Below are 21,005 nucleotides of genomic sequence, written 5' to 3'. Positions count from 1 at the left end.
GCAGCGTATGCGGCTCGGTCTGGCACTCGGTTACTGGGGGCGCGGCCCCTCGGCGGACCATGTCCCGCTCGCCCAGGAGGCGGAGCGGCTCGGGTACGACTCGGTGTGGACCGCCGAGTCGTGGGGCTCGGACGCCTTCACACCGCTCACCTGGATCGCGGCGCGAACGTCCAGGATCAAGCTGGGCACGGCGGTCGCGCAGATGGCCGCCCGGTCGCCGACCACCACCGCGATGCACGCCCTGACCCTGGACCATCTCTCCGGCGGCCGGGCCATGCTGGGGCTCGGGCTCTCCGGCCCGCAGGTCGTCGAGGGCTGGTACGGGCGGCCCTTCCCGAGATCGCCGCTCACCGCGACCAGGGAGTACGTCGACGTCGTACGCCAAGTACTCAGGCGCGAGGCGCCAGTTGCGCTCGACGGGCGCTATCACCCCCTCCCCTACGACGGGCCGGACGGTACCGGCATCGGCAAGGCGCTGAAGTCCATCACCCACCCGCTGCGGGCCGGTCTCCCCGTCCTGCTCGGCGCGGAGGGGCCGAAGAACATCGCGCAGACGGCCCGGATCGCGGACGGCTGGCTGCCGCTGTACTGGTCGCCGTCACGGACCGAGGTCTACGAGGCCTCGCTGACCGACGTACCCGAGGGCTTCCTCATCGCTCCCATGGCACGGGCGAGGGTCTGCGACGACGTCGCCGAGGGGCTGCTGCCGGTGAAGGCCATGCTCGGCTTCTACATCGGCGGGATGGGGCACGCCCGCCGCAACTTCCATGCCGACCTCATGGCCCGTATGGGGTACGAGGAGGAGGCCCGACGCATCCAGCGGCTCTTCCTCGACGGGCGGCGCGAGGAGGCCGTGCTCGCCGTGCCGGACGCGTTCGCGGACGAGATCTCGCTGGTCGGGCCGCGCGAACGGATCGCGGAACGGCTGGAGTCGTGGCGCAAGGGACCGGTGACGGACCTGCTGGTGCTGGCCCCCGATCCGCTCACGCTGCGGGTGCTGGCGGAGCTCAACTCCTAGGCGGTCGGGGGGCGTCGAGGGGGCTCGCGGCAGCGGGCGAGGTTTGGCCGGGGGATGACGGGCAACCCGTCAGGCATGTCTCGATATAGCGGTTCCCATCAGGCGGGCCGGATCATCGCGGTCGTCGCCGATGTCATGGCGTTCATCCTCGGCCTGTGGATCCTGATGTACCTGCTGGGCGCGAACGGCGCGAACGACTTCGTGCAGTTCGTCCATGACGCGGCCCGCTGGCTCGCCGGCTGGTCGCACGACCTGTTCACGTTCGACGAGCAGTGGGCTCGGGTGGTGGCCGGGTACGGCCTGGCGGCCGTCGTGTACCTGTTCGTGGGGCACGCCATCGCCAATCGCATGCACCGCCATTGAGCGAGTGCGGGTACGCAGGAGGCTGACAAGCAGGGGGCGCGGCCCCGCTTGTCAGCGGCGCGGGGAACTGCGCGAGAAGCCCCACGCACCCGCACCCGCACCCGCACCCGACGACGCGCCCCTCACTTCAGCAGCACTCCGCGTCCAGCCCGGAGGGCAACCGCTCCCCTCCGAACACCGCGCACGTCGCCTCGTCGCCCCCGAGCGCGGCCACGGCCAGCAGCAGTGAACCCGCGGTCCAGGAGGTGAGCTCCTCGGGCCAGACCGCCCGGTCCTCGAAGACGTACCCCGTCCAGTACAGGCCGGAGTCGGGGTCGCGGAGGTGCTGGATGGACTGGAGTATCTCCAGGGCGCGGTCGGACTCGCCCATCGCCCAGAGCGCCAGGGCGAGTTCGGCCGACTCGCCGCCGGTCACCCAGGGGTTGGGGACCACGCAGCGGACACCGAAGCCGGGGACGACGAAACGGTCCCACCCCTCCTCGATGCGGGACTTGGCCTCGGCGCCGGCGAGCGCGCCGCCGAGCACCGGGTAGTACCAGTCCATCGAGTAGCGGTCCTTGTCGAGGAACCGCTCGGGGTGCCGGCGTATCGCGTGCCGGAGGGCACCCACCGCCAACTCCCAGTCGGGCTGCGGCTCCTCGCGCTGCTCGGCGATCGCGAGGGCGCAGCGCAGCGCGTGGTGGATGGACGAACTGCCCGTCAGCAGGGCGTCGTTCACCGGTGTGCCGTCGTCCTCGCGCTTCCAGCCGATCTGCCCGCCGGGCTGCTGGAGCCGCAGGACGCACTCGATCGCCGCGTAGACGGCGGGCCACATGCGGTCGAGGAAGGTGTCGTCGCCGGTGGCCAGGTAGTGGTGCCAGACACCGACGGCGATGTAGGCGACGAAGTTGGTCTCGCGGCCCCGGTCGGTGACGTCGTGGGCGTCACCGTCGGCGTACGCGGCGTACCAGGAGCCGTCCTCGTTCTGGTGCCGGCGCAGCCACTCGTAGGCGCGCTCGGCGGCCTCGTGCTCACCGGCGGCGTCCAGGGCCATGGCCGCCTCGGTGTGGTCCCACGGGTCGAGGTGGTGTCCGCGGAACCAGGGGATGGCGCCGTCCGCGCGCTGCACCGCGAGGACGCCTCGCACGGTGGCGGCGGCCTCCTCCGCGGTGAGGACCCCGGGCAGGACCAGGTGTTCTGTCCGGGGCGTCGTCACTTGGCGGCCGCCCCGGCCTCGGTGCCGGCTTCGGCCCCGGCTTCCCCGGCGATCCGGGGAAGGTGCGGCTTGGTCGCGTAGGCGACGAAGCTCTTGCCGATCAGGGGGTTGAGGGCCTGCTCGGCGACCCGCGTCGCCAGCGGCTTCTTCATGATGTCCCAGACCAGAAGCTTGTGGTACGCCTTCACCGGCAGCGCCTTGTCGTTGTCGACGCCGAACGCGCACTTCAGCCACCAGTAGGGCGAGTGCAGGGCGTGGGCGTGGTGGGTGCCGTACGGCTTGAGGCCCGCCTCGCGGATCTTGGCCAGCAGCTCGTCCGCCTTGTAGATGCGGATGTGGCCGCCCTCGACCTCGTGGTACGCGTCCGAGAGCGCCCAGCAGACCTTCTCGGGGCCGTAGCGCGGCACGGTGACGGCTATGCGGCCGCCGGGCTTGAGCACCCGGACCATCTCGGCGAGGACGCCCTTGTCGTCGGGGATGTGCTCCATCACCTCGGAGATGATGACGACGTCGAAGGACTCGTCGGGGAAGGGCAGCGCGAGGGCGTCGCCCTCCATCGCGGTGGCGGTGGCTCCCTCGGGGGCCTCGCCCGCCTCCTTCATCGCCGCGAACCACTTGGCGACCTCGCGGATCTCCTCGGCGTTCTGGTCCAGGGCCACGACCTGGGCGCCTCGCCGGTAGCACTCGAAGGCGTGCCGGCCCGCTCCACAGCCGAGATCCAGGACCCGGTCCCCCGGGGCGAGCGGGAACCGGGAGAAGTCGACGGTCAGCACGTGGCCCTGCTTTCGCGGTTGGCGCTTTCGCGGTGTGTTTCTGCTGCTTCTTCGACGGCCTCGGCGCCGTCGACGGCTGCGGCTGCTCCGGCGGCCGCGACGCCCCTGCGGGCGATCGCCTCGCGGTAGTGGGCGACCGTGCCCTCGGCGGCCTTGGCCCAGGTGAACCGCCGCAGTACGCGCTCCCGCCCCGCGCGGCCGAGCCGCTGCCGCAGGCCGGGGTCGCCGAGGAGGCGGCCCAGCGCGGTGGCCAGGGCACCCGGATCGCCCGGGGGAACCGCGAGGCAGGTCTCGCCGTCGGGTCCGGCGACCTCCGGTATGGCTCCGCCGGTGGTGGCGACCAGGGGCGTACCGGTGGCCATGGCCTCGGCGGCGGGCAGCGAGAACCCCTCGTACAGCGAGGGCACGCAGGCGATCTCGGCCGAGCGGACCAGGTCGACCAGTTCGGCGTCGGAGATGCCCTTGACGAAGTCGACAGCGCCTTCGAGGCCGTACCGATCGATCGCCTGGGCGACCGGGCCCTCGGTGGGCCGCTTGCCGACGACGACCAGATGGGCGGCGGTGTACTCGGTGCGCACCTTGGCGAGCGCCTCCACGAGGAAGACGAGCCCCTTGAGCGGCACGTCCGCGCTGGAGGTGGTGACGATCCGGCCGGGCACCTGCGGCACTTCGGGATTCGGCGAGAAGAGGTCGGTGTCGGCGCCGATGTGCACGACGTGCATCCGGTCGTCGCGCACGCCGAGGTGGTCGACGATCTCCTGGCGGGAGGTGCCGGAGACGGTGAGCACGGACGGCAGCCGGCGCGCGACCCGCTTCTGCATACGGGTGAACGCGTACCAGCGGCGCACCGACATCCGGCGCTGCCGGCCCTCGGCCGCGTCCAGCTCCAACTGCCGGTCGACGGTGATGGGGTGGTGGATGGTGGTGACGAGCGGGGCCCCCACGTCCCCCAGCAGCCCGTACCCGAGGGTCTGGTTGTCGTGGACGACGTCGAACTCGCCGCGCCGGGCGCGCAGATGGCGGCGGGCGCGGAGCGAGAAGGTCAGGGGCTCGGGGAAACCGCCGGTCCACATCGTCGCCACTTCGAGGGCGTCGATCCAGTCGCGGTACTCGTCCCGCTTCGGGGTGCGGAAGGGGTCGGGCTGGCGGTAGAGGTCGAGGCTGGGCAGCTCGGTGAGGGAGATCCGGCCCGGTCCGTCGTCGGGGACGGCGTCCTCGTCGAGCACGGGGTAGGGCTGGGAGCCGATCACCTCGACGCGGTGGCCGAGCCGGGCCAGCTCGCGTGAGAGGTGCCGTACGTAGACGCCCTGGCCCCCGCAGAACGGGTTCCCTTTATAGGTGAGGAGCGCGATGTCGAGCGGTCGCCCGCCGTCGGCGGCAAGGTCACGTCGGGACCCCGCCCGACTGGCCTCAGCGGTCACTCCTGGCCCCCTTCTCACTGCGATTTCCCGTGAGATTACGACGAGACGGTAATCTAGAACAAGTTTCAGAGTTGATCGTTCAAGAGGCTCTGAATCTACCGGCTGGTAGAACCGCTGTGAGAGATGGATCAGGTGATTCACGCCACGGCACACGCCCTGGCGTGCTCTGTGATCGCATATCCTCACCGCCCGTCACGACCGCCACGGAACGAGAACCATGCCTGCGGAAGCCAAGGTGGAGACCAAGCTGGAGGCCAAGGTGGATGCCGGCACCGCGCGACCGGACTCGCCGCCCCTCACGGAGCGCCAGGAGGCACGCCGGCGCCGCATCCTGCACACGAGCGCCCAGTTGGCCAGCCGGGGCGGCTTCGACGCCGTGCAGATGCGTGAGGTCGCGGAGTCCTCACAGGTCGCCCTGGGGACCCTCTACCGCTACTTCCCCTCCAAGATCCATCTGCTGGTCGCCACCATGCAGGATCAGCTGGAGCACATGCACGGCACGCTCCGCAAGAAGCCCCCGACCGGCGAGACGGCCGCCGAGCGCGTCGCCGAGACCCTGATGCGGGCCTTCCGGGCCCTGCAGCGCGAGCCCCACCTCGCCGACGCGATGGTGCGCGCCCTCACCTTCGCCGACCGCAGCGTCAGCCCTGAGGTCGACCAGGTCTCCCACCAGACCACCGCGATCATCCTCGACGCCATGGGGCTGGACGACCCGACCGCCGAGCAGCTCTCCGCCGTCCGCGTCATCGAGCACACCTGGCACTCGGCCCTCATCACCTGGCTCTCCGGCCGCGCGTCCATCGCCCAGGTGAAGATCGACATCGAAACGGTCTGCCGGCTGATCGACCTGACGGCCCCGAGAACAAGCAGCAAATAGAGCACACAGAAAGACCTACGAGACGGGTTCCCTGCGCCGGCATTACCCGGATCAGGTGCTGGGGTCGCCTTCCGGCCCTGTCCTGCTGCCTTCCGGCCTCTCAGCCCGACCGTCGACGTCGGCATCGGCGGATCTGCTACCTCTCGCCCATGTCGGCTACTCCGGTCGGCTCCCTCACTCGTCTCGTAGGCTGATTTCTACGATAGAACACTCATACGGGAATGCAACCCCTCATATGGGATTTTTTTACCCAGCAGGGCATGATCTTCGTCCCGCCCCTAGCCCGTGATCTCCAGCCCGCTCCAGCTCCGCCCGATCACCTTCTCGCCCGCCCACCGGTCCAGCAGCCGTCTCGCGTCCTCCTCCGGGGCCGCGAGGCGCACGCGCTGGGCGCCGGTGCGGGTCGGGGTCGCCTCCTTGTGGAGCGTGCCCTCGCTGCAGCAGGCGCAGTGCACGGTGACGCTGCCGGCGGTCTCCGCACCGAAGTCGTGGTCACCGAAGAGAGCGAGGAGGGCCGCCAGGTCGGCGCTCTCGCCGACCGCGACCGTCACTTCGAGGGTGGGCAGGTCGGACGCCTCGAAGAGCAGCAACTCGTCGAAGACGGGGAAGGTCGACCCGTCGACGACGCGTTCGCCGTTGGGCCGGCCGTCGTGCAGGACGATCTCCCCGTAGCGGCGGCCGCCCGTCACGGGGACGTTCATCACGCGGCCGCGCGTCGGGCACAGCCGCTCGATCCAGACGACCTCGCGTTCGCCGTCGGTGTCCAGGCGCACGCAGGCATGGCCGAAGCGGCCCTTGATCTCGCCCTCGCCGTCCGGGACGTCGAGGCCGAAACCGGCCCAGGCGTCGCGCGCGACCGCCCAGTCGCGGCGGATCGTCGCCGCGATGCCGAGGTTCCAGAACGCGGGGTCGCCCTCGCCGCGTGACGCGCTGGCGGCGGCCTGGACGCCCAGTTCGAAGGCCTTGTCCCAGTGGCGCAGGAACTTGTGGCCGAGCGCGGCGTCGTACCACCACGCCGCGCTCGGCTTCTCGTCCGGGAAATGGGCGAGCACCTGTTCGTAGAGGTCGGCGGCACGCTGCCACTCCTCGGTGTCCCAGGCCGCGTACGCCTGCTCGATCAGTCTCTTGGCCTCGGACTTCCGCACTTCTTCCCGCCCCGCGTGTGTGTTCGTTCGTGTGCCGACCGCAGAGCGTAGGCCCCTACTCCTCGGGCGGGAACACCGGTTCCCCGCTCCCGAGCAGGGCGATGGAGATCGCCTCCACCGGGCAGCCCTCCGCCGCCTTCAGGACGCGTTCGTGGGCGTCGGTCTCCGATTCGGCGGGGTGGGACTGCATGGCGGAGTCGAGGCGGAAGGAGTCCGGGGCGAGGTGGACGCACTGGGCCGAGCCGATGCAGAGGGACCGGTCGACCTCCACGTGCCAGCGGTCGCCCATCACCCGACGCCCTTGCCCGCCGTGACGCCGGCGGGCGGCTCGTAGCCGGGCGGCAGGTGGATCATCTTGTGCTCCAGGTACTCGCCGTACCCCTCGGGGCCGAACTCGCGCCCCAGGCCGGAGTTCTTGTAGCCGCCGAAGGGGCCGAGCATGTCGAGGCTGAAGGTGTTGACGGAGTAGGTGCCGGTGCGGACCTGCCGGGCGATGTCGATGCCGCGTTCGTCGTCGGCGGTCCAGACGCTGCCGCTGAGCCCGTAGTCGGAGTCGTTGGCGATACGGACGGCCTCGGTCTCGTCGCCGTAGGGCAGGAGGCAGATGACCGGGCCGAAGATCTCCTCCCGGGCGATGCGCATGGAGTTGTCGACGTCGCCGAAGAGGGTCGGTTCGACGTACCAGCCGCGCTCCAGGTCCGCCGGACGGCCGCCGCCGGTGAGGATCTTGGCGCCCTCCTCCTGGCCGATGCGGATGTAGTCGAGGCTGCGGCGCTGCTGACGGGCGGCGACGAGCGGGCCGAGTTCGGTGGCCGGGTCCAGGGGGTCGCCGACCTTCAGCGCGGAGGCGTAGGCGGCGAAGGCCTCGGCGAACTCGTCGTAGCGGGTACGCGGGACGAGGATGCGGGTCTGGGCCACGCAGGCCTGACCGTTGATCATCCAGGCGAAGGGGGCGATGCCGTTCACGGCGGTCTGTGCGTCGGCGTCGGGGAGGATCACGGCCGCCGACTTGCCGCCCAGCTCCAGGGTGACGCGGGTGAGGTTGCGGGCGGCGACCTCCATGACGCGTTTGCCGGCGGCGACCGAGCCGGTGAAGGAGACCTTGTCGACGCCCGGGTGCCCGACCAGGTACTCGCTGACCTCACGGTCGGCGGGAAGGATGGAGAGCACGCCTTCGGGCAGGCCGGCCTCGGTGGCGATCTCCGCCAACAGGTACGCGTCCAGGGGGGTTTCGGGGGACACCTTGAGGATCGCGGGGCAGCCGGCGAGCAGGGCGGGGGCGAGTTTGGCGGCGGCGGTGAACTGCGGCACGTTCCAGGGGACGACCGCCGCGACCACCCCGACCGGCTCACGCCGGACCAGGATCTGACCGAGGACGCCGCCGCGCCGCTCCTCGTACGTGAAGTCTCGGGCCGTGGTGATCGCCGCGTCCCACGCCATCATCGACGCGAGAGCCTGCACCATCACGCTGGAGGTGAACGGGGTGCCGTTCTCGGAGCTGATGATCCGGGCGAACTCCTCGTGGCGCACGGCGAAGGCGTCCTTGATCCGGGTGACGACCTCGATCCGCTCGTCGAGGGTCGTCCGGGGCCAGGGGCCGTGGTCGAAGGCGTGGCGCGCGGCGGCCACGGCGCGGTCGACGTCCGCGCGCGAGGCGTGCGGGACGCGGCCGATGACCTCCTCCGTGTGCGGCGAGACCACCTCGATGACGTCCGTGCCCAGGGGGTCGGTCAGCTCCCCGCCGATGAACAGCTGTCCGTGTTCCACGAGTTCGGTCATGGCCGTTGCCTCCCGGAGCCACTTCTCTGACATACCGTCAGTTTCGAATAGGGAACTGATACCAGTTCCAGGAGAAGGAGTCCATGTCGCGGGCGGGCCGGTGCGGACACCCGCGCGTTCACACGCCCATCCCCGGTGGAACTCGTTCTAGTTATAGTGGGCCCATGACACAGGTGACCGATCACGGCGGAGGCGTACGGTCCATCGAGGTCCCCATCCCGGACAACCCGCTCGGCCACACCCTCGTGTACGTCGTCGACACCGACCGGGGGCCCGTCCTCGTCGACACCGGCTGGGACGACCCGGCGTCCTGGGACACGCTCTCGGCGGGCCTGAGCGCGTGCGGCACATCGGTCGCGGAGATCCACGGGGTCGTGATCACGCACCACCACCCCGACCACCACGGCCTCTCGGGGGCGGTGCGCGAGGCGTCCGGGGCGTGGATCGCGATGCACGCGGCGGACACGGCGATCGTCCGGCGCACGCGCGGGACCGGCCCGGAGCGCTGGTACTCCTACATGACGGACAAGCTCACGGCGGCGGGCGCGCCCGAGGAGCACCTCGCGCCCCTGCGGGCCCCGCGCCGCCCGCGCGCGCTGCCCGGGTTCTCCCCCGCGCTCCCCGACCGCGAGATCGTGCCCGGCGAACTCCTCGACCTCCCCGGCCGCCGGGTCCGCGCGATCTGGACGCCGGGCCACACACCCGGACACGTCTGCCTCCACCTGGAGGAGGCACACCCCGCACAACTCCCGGGCCAGGGGCGCCTGTTCTCCGGCGACCACCTCCTGCCCGAGATCAGCCCGCACATCGGCCTCTACGAGGACCCGGACGACGACACCGTCACCGACCCCCTCGGCGACTACCTCGACTCCCTGGAACGCGTCGGCCGCCTGGGCGCCGCCGAGATCCTGCCCGCGCATCAGTACACGTTCACCGACGCGGCCGCGCGCGTACGGGAGTTGCTGGCCCACCACGAGTTGCGGCTCACCGACCTGCTCGCCCTGCTCTCCACCCCCCTCACCGCGTGGCAGCTCGCCGAACGCATGGAGTGGAACCGCCCCTGGCCCCAGATCCCCTTCGGCTCGCGCAACATCGCGGTCTCCGAGGCGGAGGCCCATGTACGACGGCTGGTGAAGCTGGGCAGGGCGGAGGCGGTGGCGGGGGCGGATCCGGTGCGGTACGTGGCGGTATGACGCCTCCGGCGGTGTGAGGCTTCCGGCGGCATGGGGCTTCCGCTCAGGCCTCCGCCGGATCCGCGAGCCCGCGGATCAACTCCTCCGCCGGTCCCATGAGTTCGTTCTCGTGCACGGACATCGTCGGGTTGGCCGTCCGGCGTCGCCTCGCCTCGGCCAGCCCGTCCTCCGTCAAGCCGGAAGCGCCCTCGGACCGGTTCGCGAGGAGGGAGACGAGGGTGGCGTGGGCCAGGCGGGCGCGCGGGTCGGACGGGGCGACGGCGACCTGGGCCAGGATCATCGCCGAGACGCCCCAGTCGAGGCCGGGCGGCCCCTCCTCGGTGTTGTTCCAGTCGATGACCTGCGGACCGCGCGGCGTGAGAAGGACGTTCTCCGGGTGGAGGTCCAGGTGGAGGACGCTGGAGGCGGGGCGGTGCCGGGGCGGAAGGGCGTGGAGGGTCCGCAGGAGGCGGGCCAGGGTGGCTCCGACCTCCGCCGGGGCGACGCGGCCGCCGGCGCAGGCCTCCAGCAGGGTCGGCCCGGACAGCCGCTCCAGCACCATCTCCGTACGGTTCGCCGAGCGGACGCGCGGGACGGGGTAACCATGGCTCCGCACGTGCTCCATGACCTCGGCCTCGGCCGCCGCGTCACCCGACCCGTCCCGGTAGCGCCGCAGCACCCAGGGACCGTCGCGTCCGGTATGTCTGTCGGCTCCGTCACGGTCGGCTGGGCCGCCGGGGGCGACGGTCCCGGTGTCCTCGGCGAGGCCGTCGGGACCGTGCGGTCCGGACTCGCCCTCGTCGGCGTGGAGTTCGTACACGTCGGCCGTGCGGCCCGCGCCCAGCAGTCTCCCCGTACGCATGGCCCGAACCTATCGCGGCACGAACGGCCCTCAGGAACCTGGCTACCGACAGGTAGAGTGACCGCGTCGTCATCACACCCGTACAGGGGGAAGCCGGTGCAAATCCGGCGCTGACCCGCAACCGTGAGCCGCCCGCGACAGGGTGGCAAGTCGGACTGCCCTGCAGGGAATCGTGACCGGCTCGCGTCACCGGCGGCCCGCCGGTGCACGGCACCGTCGAGGAATACGGAGCCGAGCCGCCCGGCGCTCCGCCGTGCCGCCCGGCTCCCCGTCAGGGAGAGGCAGCCGCCGATCATGAATGTCCGCCGCAGCGCCGCGGTCGTCGCCGTACTGGTCGCCACAGCCGGGCTCGGCACCGGGACCGGTACCGGTTTCGCGTCGGCCGCCTTCGCCGCCGACACGGCGTCCGAGGCGTCCACCGCTCCCTCCGCCTCGCCCTCCCAGGCGATCCCCACCGGACTGTACGGATACACCGACCCCACGTACGACGGCGTATGGCGGCAGTCCCTCGCCCTGCTCGCCCTGGACACCGTGGGTGAGAAGCCCGGTGCCGGGGCCGTGGAGTGGCTGGTCGGGCAGCAGTGCGCGAGCGGGGCGTTCGCGGCGTACCGCGCCGACGCGACCGCGCGGTGCGACGCCGAGACGGCCGTCGACACCAACAGCACGGCCGCCGCGATACAGGCACTCGCCGCGGTCGGCGGGCGGGACGCCGAGGCCGGCCGGGCGGTGCGGTGGCTGAAGGACAACCAGAACGAGGACGGCGGCTGGGGCTACACCCCGGGCGGGCCCAGCGACGCGAACTCGACGTCCGTCGTGATCGGCGCGCTGGCCGCCGCCGGTGACGCCCCGGAGAAGCAGCAGAAGGACGGCAACTCCCCCTACGACGCCCTGCGTTCCCTCGCCCTCCCCTGCGGCGACGGGGAGACGGGCGACAAGAACGGCGCCGAGGACGGCGGCGCCTTCGCCTACCAGCCCGACAAGAAGGGCGGTCTCGCCGCGAACGCCGACGCCACGGCCGCCGCGGTGCTCGGCAGCCTCGGCGAGGGGTTCGTGGTCGAGTCGGGCGGCGGCACGGGGAAGGACAAGGACAACGGCACGGGCACAGGCACGGACAAGGGCAAGGGCAAGGGGTCGTTCGGCGCCTGCGTCCCGGGGGAATCCCCGGAGAAGCTCGCGCACAACGGGGCCGTCCACCTGGCCGGTGCCCTTACCGCCGACGGCTATCTGAAGTCCTCCCTCGCGGGTGCGGAGGACCAGCCCGACCACGGCACCACCGCCGACGCGGTCGTGGCGCTCGCCGCCGCCGGGAACCTGGCCGCCACCGACAAGCCGCTCGCCTGGCTGCGGAAGAACTACGGGGTGTGGGCGGCCAAGGCAGGGCCCGCAGCGTACGCCCAGCTCGTGCTCGCGGCGCACGCCTGTGGTGGTGACCCGCGTGACTTCGGCGGTGCCGATCTCGTCGCCCAGCTCAAGGACTCCGGCCCGGCCGGTGAGGGGAGCGACTACTCCTCGGTGCCGTACGACGACACGACCGCCGGGGACGAGGCCGGCGACGGCCTCGGGGCGGGCGCCTGGTGGGCGATCGGACTCGGGCTGGTCGTGGTCGCCGCCACCGCCGGGTTCGTGCTGGTGAGGGCCGGCCGGAAGCGGCCGCAGGCATGACCGGGCGTCGCAGGGGAGCCGCACGGGGTTCGGCTGCCGTGACGCCGGGCGGCGCGCTGTCGCCGGTGCTCGTGTCGCTCGGCGCTCTGCTGCTCCTGCTGGGGAGTTCGGGGCCCGCCCACGCGGCCGCGTACCGGTACTGGTCCTTCTGGGAGCGGGACGGTTCCGCCTGGGCGTACGCCACGCAGGGGCCGTCGACCGCGCGCCCGGCGGACGGAGAGGTGCAGGGCTTCCGGTTCTCCGTGAGCCGGGACTCGTCGGACGCGGTCCGGCCGCGTGGCTCCGCCGACTTCGCCTCGGTCTGCGGGGACACGGCCGCGCGGGGCGGTCAGAAGCGGGTCGCGCTGGTCATCGACTTCGGTACGGCCGCCGACGCGCCGGAGGGCGAGACACATCCGAAGGCGCGTACGGCCTGTGCGCGGGTGCCGGACGACGCGACCACGGCCGAGGCGTTGGCGTCCGTCGCCAAGCCCCTCCGGTACGACACGAACGCGCTGCTCTGCGCGATCGGGGGATATCCGGTGCGGGGCTGCGGCGAGGCGGTCGACTCCGGTGCCGACACCGGCACCGACTCCGAGTCCGCGTCCGCGTCCGCGTCCCCGTCCGCGTCCGGCTCCGACGGTCGTGCCGATGACCCGAGTTCGTCGGCCGACGGTGCCACCCAGGAGGGCGAGGGGCCGACCGTCGGGCTGTTCGTGGGCGTGGGAGCGGTCGCCGTGCTGGGAGGCGCGGCGGTGTGGCGGGCGCGACGGCGTCGGGGATAGGGCGGCGCGGTGCGAGGGTTCGACACAGGGCGCCCGGAGTCGGGGGCGGCCAGGCGCAGGGTGCGCGAGTCGGCGGTACGAGGCGGCGGGGTCGGGGTGCATCCCCTCGCCTGGTGGGTCTGGGCCCTCGGGCTCGGCACCGCCGCGTCGCGCACCACCAACCCCCTGCTCCTCGCCCTGCTCATCGCGGTGGCCGGATACGTCGTGGCCACGCACCGGACCGACGCCCCCTGGGCCCGCTCGTACACCGCGTTCGTGAAGCTCGGGCTGGTGGTGCTGGGCGTCCGGCTCGGGTTCGCGGTCGTGCTGGGGTCGCCCGTCCCCGGGACGCACACCCTGGTCACGCTCCCCGAAGTGCCGCTTCCCGTCTGGGCGCAGGGGATCCGGCTGGGCGGCCGGGTCACGGCGGAGGGGGTCCTGTTCGCGCTGTACGACGGGTTGCGGCTGGCCACCTTGTTGATCTGCGTCGGTGCCGCCAACGCCCTGGCCAACCCGGCCCGCCTCCTCAAGTCCCTCCCCGGCGCCCTGTACGAGGCCGGGGTGGCCGTGGTGGTGGCGATGACGTTCGCCCCGCATCTGGTGGCGGACGTACAGCGGTTGCGGGCCGCGCGGCGGCTGCGGGGCCGGCCGGACCGTGGCGTACGGGGGCTGCTGCACGTCGGACTCCCGGTGCTGGAGGGCGCGTTGGAGCGGTCGGTGGCGCTGGCTGCCGCGATGGACTCGCGCGGCTACGGCCGGACCGCCGAGGTCCCGGCACCCGTCCGCCGTACGACCGCCGCGCTCACCCTCGGTGGGCTGCTCGGCGTCTGCGCGGGAACGTACGGCGTGCTGACCGCCGAGGGCGGCGGCTACGGCCTCCCCGTGCTGCTCACGGGAGTGGCCGCCGCGCTGGCGGGACTGCGGCTGGGCGGCCGTCGCTCGCCGCGCACCCGCTATCGGCCCGACGCGTGGGGGTGCGGGCGTGGCTGGTGGCCGGGTCCGGGGTGGCCGTCGCCGCGCTGCTGATCGTCTGCGCCGCGTACGACCCCGCCGCGCTGCACCCCACCGTCGTCCCGCTCACCTCCCCGACCTTCCCCTCCTGCCCGCCGCCGCGATCCTGCTGGGCCTGCTGCCCGCGTTCGCCGTCCCCGCGCCGACCGCTGCCCCGTCCGAGGAGGAAACCTCGTGATCCGCTTCCAGGATGTGTCCGTGACGTACGACGGCGCGGCCGAACCCACCGTCCGGGGTGTGGACTTCGAGGTACCGGAGGGTGAACTCGTGCTGCTCGTGGGGCCGTCGGGGGTGGGCAAGTCGACCGTGCTGGGGGCGGTGAGCGGGCTCGTGCCGCACTTCACCGGGGGCACCCTGAGCGGCCGGGTGACGGTGGCGGGGCGGGACACCCGTACCCACAAGCCGCGTGAACTCGCCGACGTGGTCGGCACGGTGGGCCAGGATCCGCTGGCGCACTTCGTGACGGACACGGTCGAGGACGAACTCGCCTACGGGATGGAGTCGTTGGGGCTCGCCCCGGACGTCATGCGGCGGCGGGTGGAGGAGACACTCGACCTGCTGGGTCTCGCCGACCTCCGGGACCGCCCCCTCGCCACGCTCTCCGGCGGCCAGCGTCAGCGCGTCGCGATCGGATCCGTCCTCACCCCGCACCCCCGCGTGCTGGTCCTGGACGAGCCGACCTCCGCCCTGGACCCGGCCGCCGCCGAGGAGGTCCTGGCCGTGCTCCAGCGGCTCGTCCACGACCTGGGCACGACCGTGTTCATGGCCGAGCACCGCCTGGAACGCGTCGTCCAGTACGCCGACCGGGTCACCCTCCTCCCGGCCCCGGGAGCCCCGCCGGTCCTGGGCACGCCGGCCGAGGTGATGGCCGTCTCGCCCGTGTACCCACCGGTGGTGGACCTGGGCCGCCTGGCCGGCTGGTCCCCCTCCCTGACAGTCCGGGACGCCCGCCGCCGCTCGGGCCCCTGCGGGAACCCTCGCCCCGAGGGGCACGGGGTACTGCGCGACCAGCCACAGACCACCCGCACCCGCACACGACACCAACCCCGAGCTCTCCCCGCCCCCACCCCTCCCCCTCCTCCGGCGCCTCCTCGGCAAACGCCCGACCCCCACACCCCCCCCGCACGACACCCCGGCAACGGTCACGGCCCTCGACGTCCACCACGGCCGCGTCCACGCCCTCACCCACGTCTCCCTCACCGTCACCCCCGGCGAGACCATCGCCCTCATGGGCCGCAACGGCGCCGGCAAGTCCACCCTGCTGTCCGCGCTGGTCGGCCTGGTGGAACCGGCGGCCGGTTCAGTCCGGGTGAGCGGCCTGGTCCCCCACCGCACGGCGCCCCCGGACCTCGTACGCCGCGTGGGCCTCATACCGCAGGAACCCCGTGACCTGCTGTACACGGACACGGTCGCGGCGGAGTGCGCGGCGGCGGACCGGGACGCGGGGGCCGCCCCGGGCACATGCCGAGCCCTGGCCTCCGAGCTGCTGACCGGGATCGCCGACGACACGCACCCCCGCGACCTGTCGGAGGGACAGCGGCTGGCCCTCGCGCTGGCGGTGGTCCTCACGGCCCGCCCGCCGCTGCTCCTGCTCGACGAACCGACCCGGGGCCTCGACTACGCGGCCAAGGCACGCCTGATCGCGCTGCTGCGCGGCCTCGCGGCCGACGGGCACGCCATCGTCCTGGCCACGCACGACGTGGAGCTGGCCGCCGAGCTGGCCCGCCGCGTGCTGATCCTCGCCGACGGGGAGGTCGTGGCCGACGGGCCGACCGCCGAGGTGGTCGTCGGCTCCCCCTCCTTCGCCCCGCAGGTCACGAAGATCCTCGCCCCGCAGCCCTGGCTGACCACGGCCCAGGTACGACGCGCCCTGCGAGCAGCGGCCCCGGAACCGGCCACCCGGAGGAGCACTCATGAGCAGCCCCTCGCGCCCCGCCCCGTCCCGCTCTCCCCGTACCGTCGCCGCCCTCCTCCTCGTCAGCCTGGTCGGGGCCGCGGCCTTCGGCTGGCCCTTCTTCGCGGACCCCGGTTCACAGGTGACCGCCCACGCGCAGGACGCGCCCTGGTTGTTCGCCGGGCTGCTGGTGCTGCTGGTCGGGGTCGTCGGCGCGACGCTCTCCGAGGCGGGGCTCGGGGCGAAGGCGGTGGCGATGCTGGGGGTGCTCGCGGCGGTCGGCGCGGCACTGCGCCCCATCGGCGCCGGAACCGCCGGGATCGAGCCGATGTTCTTCCTCATGGTGCTCAGCGGCCGTGTCCTCGGACCGGGCTTCGGCTTCACCCTCGGCGCGGTGACGATGTTCTCGTCCGCGCTGCTCACCGGGGGTGTGGGCCCGTGGATGCCGTTCCAGATGCTGGCGATGGGCTGGTTCGCGATGGGCGCCGGGCTGCTCCCGGGCGCCCACCGCCTGCGTGGCCGCGCCGAACTCGTCCTGCTCGCCGGGTACGGCTTCGTCGCCGCCTTCGCGTACGGCACGGTCATGAACCTCTACGGCTGGCCCTTCATCTCCACCCTGGCCTCGACCATCGCCTACGACGCGGACGCGGCCCCGGCCGCCAACCTCACGCGTTTCCTCGCATACTGCCTGGCCACCTCACTCGGCTGGGACCTGGGCCGCGCGGTCGTCACCGCCGTGCTGACCCTCACCCTCGGCGCCGCCGTCCTCAAGGCGCTGCGCCGGGCCACCCGCAGGGCCGCGTTCGAGAGCGCGGTCACATTCGCCCCGCCCGCCCGGTGACGCTCGGGCGAGGCTCCGTTCACCGTCCGTCTCGCGAGCCGTGAAGCACCCCACAGGACCCAGGTCACATACGAACCGGGCTCGTAGATCGACATGCTTGGCATGCACACGGCCTTATGGGTGCCGACCTGGGCTTTGAGAGCCACGTCACAGCAGGGACCCTCGGCACGGATACGACCACAACTAGCAAAAGGGGTCATTGCGGACGCCCGCTCCGGCTGTTTCTCTGGATGAGTCGCAACGGCGCCGACGTGCCCACCCGGGCCTCGGCGCCGACCTACGCCCCCATCGCACCTCATGTGGTGAAGGCATGCCCGCGACGACCATGACCCCGAAGAAAAGGATCCCCGTGACCCGCTCCGCTCTCCGCCGCGTCGCCTCCCCGAAGAAGGCCCTCGCCGGTGCCACCCTGGCCGTCGCCGCCACCGGTGCCCTGCTCGCCGCCGCGCCCGCCCAGGCCGCGTCGGAGGCCTCCCAGGCCCAGGCTGTCGCGAAGAAGATGATCGGGAACTCGGCCCAGTACAAGTGCTTCTCCAACATCGTCGACCACGAGAGCGACTGGGACGTCAACGCGACCAACGCGTCCTCCGGTGCCTACGGCCTGGTCCAGGCGCTGCCCGGCTCCAAGATGGCCTCCGCCGGCTCCGACTGGAAGACCAACGCCGCCACCCAGATCAAGTGGGGCGTGGACTACATGAAGGACCGCTACGGCAGCCCGTGCGGCGCGTGGAACTTCTGGCAGGCCAACCACTGGTACTGATCCGGCACCACCGGCGCGACTGAGCGCGGCCACAGACCGAAGGCGGCGGCCCCCGATCCCCGGGGCCGCCGTCTTCGTCGCGTTCCGGGGGCCGACCGGCCCGCTCCCCTACCCGCACGCCCCGCCCGGCTCCTGGTCCGGCAGGTACAGCGCCCTCTCCTGCCGGGTGAGGTCACGGTGGACGGCTCGGCAGAGCTGGTCGATCGCCTCGGCGGGCAGGGGCAGGTCGACGTCCCACAGACGGATACGGTCGCGGTAGTCGCCGACCGCGAGGGTGCGGCCGTCGGGGCTGAACGCGAGCCTCGCCGCGCCACCGTCGGGGAAGGTCTCCCGGGCGTACCGGGTGGTGGTGTCCCACAGCCGTACCGTGCCGCCCCCGGCCGTGGCGAGCGTGCGGCCGTCGGGACTGAACGCCAGCGTGACTCTGCTGAGGAATGTGTGATTCGGGCTGTCAGGTCGTGAGTAGGAGGGCTTCGATGTGGGAGGTGCGGGTGCCGCCGAGTGGGGGTGTGGGCGGAACGGGGCCGCGCACGACGGGGAACGGGCGGTTCGACCGGCCGCCACGGGGAGTACGGCGGCACGGGGGACTTGCCGCCACGGGGGAAGGCCCTGCTGGTCGCGGGACGACCAGCGGGGCCCTTTTTCCTGCTCCCCCCTCTTCCTCCTCCCCGCCCGTCAGAGCCGCTGGATGATCGTCCCGGTCGCCAGCCCGCCGCCGGCGCACATCGTCACCAGCGCGAACTCCTTGTCCGTACGCTCCAGCTCATGCAGCGCGGTCGTGATGAGCCGTGCCCCGGTCGCGCCCACCGGGTGGCCGAGGGCGATGGCGCCGCCGTTGACGTTCACCCTCTCCAGGTCCTGGTCGAAGACCCGCGCCCAGCTCAACACCACAGACGCGAAGGCCTCGTTGATCTCCACCAGGTCGATGTCCTTCAGCGACATCCCGGCCTTCCCCAGCACGGCCTTGGTCGCGTCGATCGGCCCGTCGAGGTGGAAGTGGGGGTCGGAGCCGACCAGCGCCTGGGCGACGATCCGTGCCCTCGGCCGGAGCTTCAGCGCCCGCGCCATCCGCTTGGACGCCCACATGATCGCCGCCGCGCCGTCGCTGATCTGGGAGGAGTTGCCGGCCGTGTGGACGGCCGTCGGCATGATCGGCTTCAGCCGGGCCAGCGCCTCCGCCGAGGTGTCGCGCAGCCCCTCGTCGTGGTCGACGAGCCGCCACATCCCCTGCCCGGCGCCCTGTTCCGCCTCGGTCGTCGGCACCTGGACGGCGAACGTCTCCTTCTTGAACCGCTCCTCGGCCCACGCGACGGCGGCCCGCTCCTGGGACCGCAGGCCCAGCGCGTCCACGTCCTCCCGGGTGAGCCCCCGGTGCCGGGCGATCCGTTCGGCGGCCTCGAACTGGTTCGGCAGATCGACGTTCCACTCCTCCGGGAACGGCTTGCCCGGCCCGTGCTTGGACCCCGAGCCGAGCGGCACCCGGGACATGGCCTCGACCCCGCAACTGATCCCGACGTCGATGACGCCGGCCGCGACCATGTTGGCCACCATGTGCGAGGCCTGCTGCGAGGAACCGCACTGACAGTCGACGGTGGTCGCGGCCGTCTCGTACGGCAGGCCCATGGTCAGCCAGGCCGTGCGCGCGGGGTTCATGGACTGTTCGCCGGCGTGGGTCACGGTGCCGCCGACGATCTGCTCGACGCAGTCGGCGGGGATGCCGGTGCGGCCGAGGAGTTCACGGTAGGTCTCGCCCAGCAGATAGGCGGGGTGCAGGTTGGCGAGCGCGCCGCCGCGCCTGCCGATGGGAGTGCGTACGGCTTCGACGATCACGGGTTCCGCGGCCATGGGGAATCCTCTCGACGGTTACCCGCGCGGCGCGGGGCGTCCCGGCCCGACCCGCCACGCAGAACTAGTACGCGTTCTAGTTCTCTTCAGCAGTCTGCGGAGGGCCACTCCGGCACCGCAAGGGTCGTGCGGCAATTGGCCGCCGATTGACGAGCCCGCACCCCTTGCCAGTTCTAGAACCCGTTACTACCGTCACCGCAATTCCTTATATCTGATGCTCCGTCAGGAGTTGCCGATGCCCTGTCCAGCGCTGCCCGACGGGTTCGACCTCACCGACCCCGACCTGCTGCACCACCGTGTCCCCCTCCCGGAGTTCGCCGAACTGCGCCGCACGGAACCGGTCCACTGGATCCCGCAGGCACCCGGCCTCGCGGGCTTCGCGGACGAGGGCTACTGGGCCGTCACCCGGCACGCGGACGTCAAGTACGTCTCCACGCACCCGGAGTTGTTCTCCTCGACCGTCAACACCGCGATCATCCGCTTCAACGAGCACATCGAGCGCGACGCCATCGACGCCCAGCGGCTGATCCTGCTGAACATGGACCCGCCGGAGCACACCCGGGTCCGCCAGATCGTGCAGCGCGTGTTCACTCCGAGGGCGATCCGCGCACTGGAGGACAACCTGCGCCACCGGGCCCTCACCATCGCCCGCGAGGCCGCCGCCCGTCCGGGCCCCTTCGACTTCGTCACCGAGGTCGCCTGCGAACTGCCCCTCCAGGCCATCGCCGAGCTGATCGGCATCCCGCAGGAGGACCGCATCCGGATCTTCGAGTGGTCGAACCGGATGATCTCCTACGACGACCCGGAGTACGCCATCACCGAGGAGGTCGGCCAGCAGTCGGCGATGGAACTCATCGCCTACGCCATGAACATGGCCGCCGACCGCAAGCAGTGCCCGGCGAAGGACATCGTCACCACCCTGGTGGCCGCCGAGGACGAGGGGAACCTCGCCTCCGACGAGTTCGGCTTCTTCGTGCTGATGCTGGCCGTCGCGGGCAACGAGACGACCCGCAACGCCATCACCCACGGCATGCACGCCTTCCTCACCCACCCCGACCAGTGGGAGCTGTACAAGCGCGAGCGCCCCGCGACGGCCGCCGAGGAGATCGTCCGCTGGGCCGCCCCGGTCAACGCCTTCCAGCGCACCGCCACCCAGGACGTGGAACTAGGCGGCAAGCTCATCCGGAAGGGCGACCGCGTCGGCATCTTCTACGCCTCCGCCAACCACGACCCGGACGTCTTCGAGAACCCCGACGCCTTCGACATCACCCGCGACCCCAACCCCCACCTCGGCTTCGGCGGCGGAGGCCCCCACTTCTGCCTGGGCAAGTCCCTCGCGGTCCTGGAGATCGACCTGATCTTCAACGCGATCGCCGACGCGATGCCGGGCCTCCGCCTGGCCGGCGATCCCGACCGCCTGCGCTCCGCCTGGATCAACGGGGTGAAGCACCTTCAGGTGACCACGGTCTGAGCCCTCCCACCCCCACCGCCAACCCGACTCGGGCCGACGGCCTCCCGGCGCCGTCGGCCCGTCCGGCCGGAGGCAGGGGACGCGGGCAGGGGACGCGCCCCTACGCCCGCCCTTGTCTCCGCCGTCCCCGGTCGCTCCTGCACCGTTGGGCCGGACGGCCGTCGCGAGTCGGT

18 protein-coding genes, 2 pseudogenes and 1 riboswitch are annotated in these 21,005 nt (G+C 72.3%); of the genes and pseudogenes, 11 read left to right on the top strand and 9 right to left on the bottom strand.

The features are described from left to right. Positions 1 to 7: 7 nt before the first annotated feature. Both E4N62_RS04495 and E4N62_RS04490 read left to right on the top strand, forming a co-directional pair. On the top strand, positions 8 to 1,018 hold the full coding sequence (locus E4N62_RS04495; RefSeq protein WP_230212015.1) for an LLM class F420-dependent oxidoreductase: 1,011 nt from the start codon (positions 8 to 10) through the stop codon (positions 1,016 to 1,018). A gap of 75 nt (positions 1,019 to 1,093) precedes the next feature. Then, positions 1,094 to 1,381: a hypothetical protein gene (locus E4N62_RS04490; protein ID WP_230212014.1), complete on the top strand. Its 288-nt coding sequence runs from the start codon at positions 1,094 to 1,096 to the stop codon at positions 1,379 to 1,381. Between the two features lie 127 nt (positions 1,382 to 1,508). On the opposite strand, the gene E4N62_RS04485 is transcribed toward E4N62_RS04490, so the two are convergent. From E4N62_RS04485 to E4N62_RS04475, 3 genes are read right to left on the bottom strand one after another with little or no spacing between them, the layout of a single operon-like run. Beyond that, positions 1,509 to 2,576, bottom strand: coding sequence for a prenyltransferase/squalene oxidase repeat-containing protein (locus tag E4N62_RS04485; protein WP_230212013.1), 1,068 nt, complete (start codon positions 2,574 to 2,576; stop codon positions 1,509 to 1,511). Further along, positions 2,573 to 3,349 (bottom strand): class I SAM-dependent methyltransferase, encoded by a 777-nt coding sequence (locus E4N62_RS04480; RefSeq protein WP_230212012.1) that lies wholly within the window; start codon positions 3,347 to 3,349, stop codon positions 2,573 to 2,575. Before E4N62_RS04480 ends, E4N62_RS04485 begins: the two co-directional genes overlap by 4 nt. Beyond that, positions 3,343 to 4,770: a glycosyltransferase family 4 protein gene (locus E4N62_RS04475; RefSeq protein ID WP_230212011.1), complete on the bottom strand. Its 1,428-nt coding sequence runs from the start codon at positions 4,768 to 4,770 to the stop codon at positions 3,343 to 3,345. Before E4N62_RS04475 ends, E4N62_RS04480 begins: the two co-directional genes overlap by 7 nt. A 217-nt stretch (positions 4,771 to 4,987) precedes the next feature. Here E4N62_RS04475 and E4N62_RS04470 point away from each other — a divergent pair, with 217 nt between their 5' ends. Beyond that, positions 4,988 to 5,647 (top strand): TetR family transcriptional regulator, encoded by a 660-nt coding sequence (locus E4N62_RS04470; protein WP_230212010.1) that lies wholly within the window; start codon positions 4,988 to 4,990, stop codon positions 5,645 to 5,647. 278 nt (positions 5,648 to 5,925) lie between these two features. Here the strand turns inward: E4N62_RS04470 and E4N62_RS04465 are convergent, their stop codons facing one another. From E4N62_RS04465 to E4N62_RS04455, 3 genes are read right to left on the bottom strand one after another with little or no spacing between them, the layout of a single operon-like run. Beyond that, positions 5,926 to 6,792 carry a tetratricopeptide repeat protein gene (locus tag E4N62_RS04465; protein WP_230212009.1) on the bottom strand — a complete coding sequence of 289 codons (867 nt, stop codon included), beginning with the start codon at positions 6,790 to 6,792 and terminating at the stop codon, positions 5,926 to 5,928. A 55-nt stretch (positions 6,793 to 6,847) separates the two neighbouring features. Then, a complete protein-coding gene (locus E4N62_RS04460; protein ID WP_230212008.1) occupies positions 6,848 to 7,081 on the bottom strand; it encodes a ferredoxin in 234 nt (77 codons plus the stop codon). Beyond that, positions 7,081 to 8,571, bottom strand: a complete 1,491-nt coding sequence (locus E4N62_RS04455) for an aldehyde dehydrogenase (RefSeq protein ID WP_230212452.1) — start codon at positions 8,569 to 8,571, stop codon at positions 7,081 to 7,083. Before E4N62_RS04455 ends, E4N62_RS04460 begins: the two co-directional genes overlap by 1 nt. 164 nt (positions 8,572 to 8,735) lie before the next feature. Here E4N62_RS04455 and E4N62_RS04450 point away from each other — a divergent pair, with 164 nt between their 5' ends. Continuing rightward, complete coding sequence (locus E4N62_RS04450; protein ID WP_230212007.1) at positions 8,736 to 9,764, top strand: MBL fold metallo-hydrolase; 1,029 nt, start codon at positions 8,736 to 8,738, stop codon at positions 9,762 to 9,764. Positions 9,765 to 9,807: 43 nt separating this feature from the next. On the opposite strand, the gene E4N62_RS04445 is transcribed toward E4N62_RS04450, so the two are convergent. After that, on the bottom strand, positions 9,808 to 10,605 hold the full coding sequence (locus E4N62_RS04445) for a phosphotransferase (RefSeq protein ID WP_230212006.1): 798 nt from the start codon (positions 10,603 to 10,605) through the stop codon (positions 9,808 to 9,810). A gap of 45 nt (positions 10,606 to 10,650) precedes the next feature. Further along, a riboswitch (cobalamin riboswitch) is annotated at positions 10,651 to 10,787 on the top strand. A gap of 112 nt (positions 10,788 to 10,899) precedes the next feature. On the opposite strand from E4N62_RS04445, the gene E4N62_RS04440 reads away from it, so the two are divergent. The 6 genes and pseudogenes from E4N62_RS04440 to E4N62_RS04415 all read left to right on the top strand — a co-directional run bounded on the left by E4N62_RS04440 (position 10,900) and on the right by E4N62_RS04415 (position 17,516). Beyond that, positions 10,900 to 12,267 (top strand): prenyltransferase/squalene oxidase repeat-containing protein, encoded by a 1,368-nt coding sequence (locus E4N62_RS04440; RefSeq protein ID WP_230212005.1) that lies wholly within the window; start codon positions 10,900 to 10,902, stop codon positions 12,265 to 12,267. Next, on the top strand, positions 12,264 to 13,031 hold the full coding sequence (locus E4N62_RS04435) for an SCO2322 family protein (RefSeq protein WP_230212004.1): 768 nt from the start codon (positions 12,264 to 12,266) through the stop codon (positions 13,029 to 13,031). The genes E4N62_RS04440 and E4N62_RS04435 overlap by 4 nt, the downstream gene beginning before the upstream one ends. Before the next feature lie 60 nt (positions 13,032 to 13,091). After that, positions 13,092 to 14,199: pseudogene (locus E4N62_RS04430) on the top strand (CbiQ family ECF transporter T component). Next, positions 14,196 to 15,894, top strand: a pseudogene (locus E4N62_RS04425) (ABC transporter ATP-binding protein); the annotation flags it as partial. The pseudogenes E4N62_RS04430 and E4N62_RS04425, both read left to right, overlap by 4 nt. A gap of 40 nt (positions 15,895 to 15,934) precedes the next feature. Further along, on the top strand, positions 15,935 to 16,756 hold the full coding sequence (locus E4N62_RS04420) for an ECF transporter S component (RefSeq protein ID WP_230212003.1): 822 nt from the start codon (positions 15,935 to 15,937) through the stop codon (positions 16,754 to 16,756). Positions 16,757 to 17,066: 310 nt separating this feature from the next. After that, positions 17,067 to 17,516: a lytic transglycosylase domain-containing protein gene (locus E4N62_RS04415; RefSeq protein WP_374116924.1), complete on the top strand. Its 450-nt coding sequence runs from the start codon at positions 17,067 to 17,069 to the stop codon at positions 17,514 to 17,516. Positions 17,517 to 17,624: 108 nt separating this feature from the next. On the opposite strand, the gene E4N62_RS04410 is transcribed toward E4N62_RS04415, so the two are convergent. Next, entirely contained in the window at positions 17,625 to 18,080 is a 456-nt protein-coding gene (locus E4N62_RS04410; protein WP_308184837.1) for a hypothetical protein, read from the bottom strand. A gap of 111 nt (positions 18,081 to 18,191) precedes the next feature. Then, a complete protein-coding gene (locus E4N62_RS04405; RefSeq protein ID WP_230212002.1) occupies positions 18,192 to 19,361 on the bottom strand; it encodes a steroid 3-ketoacyl-CoA thiolase in 1,170 nt (389 codons plus the stop codon). Between the two features lie 235 nt (positions 19,362 to 19,596). On the opposite strand from E4N62_RS04405, the gene E4N62_RS04400 reads away from it, so the two are divergent. After that, complete coding sequence (locus E4N62_RS04400; RefSeq protein WP_230212001.1) at positions 19,597 to 20,832, top strand: cytochrome P450; 1,236 nt, start codon at positions 19,597 to 19,599, stop codon at positions 20,830 to 20,832. The last annotated feature ends 173 nt before the right edge of the window (positions 20,833 to 21,005 follow it).

The sequence above is a fragment of the Streptomyces sp. MNU76 genome, assembly GCF_020982545.1.
Classification (GTDB): domain Bacteria; phylum Actinomycetota; class Actinomycetes; order Streptomycetales; family Streptomycetaceae; genus Streptomyces.
The sequence above is the reverse complement of the archived record's forward strand: the minus strand, read 5'-3'. Positions and strand labels throughout refer to the sequence as shown.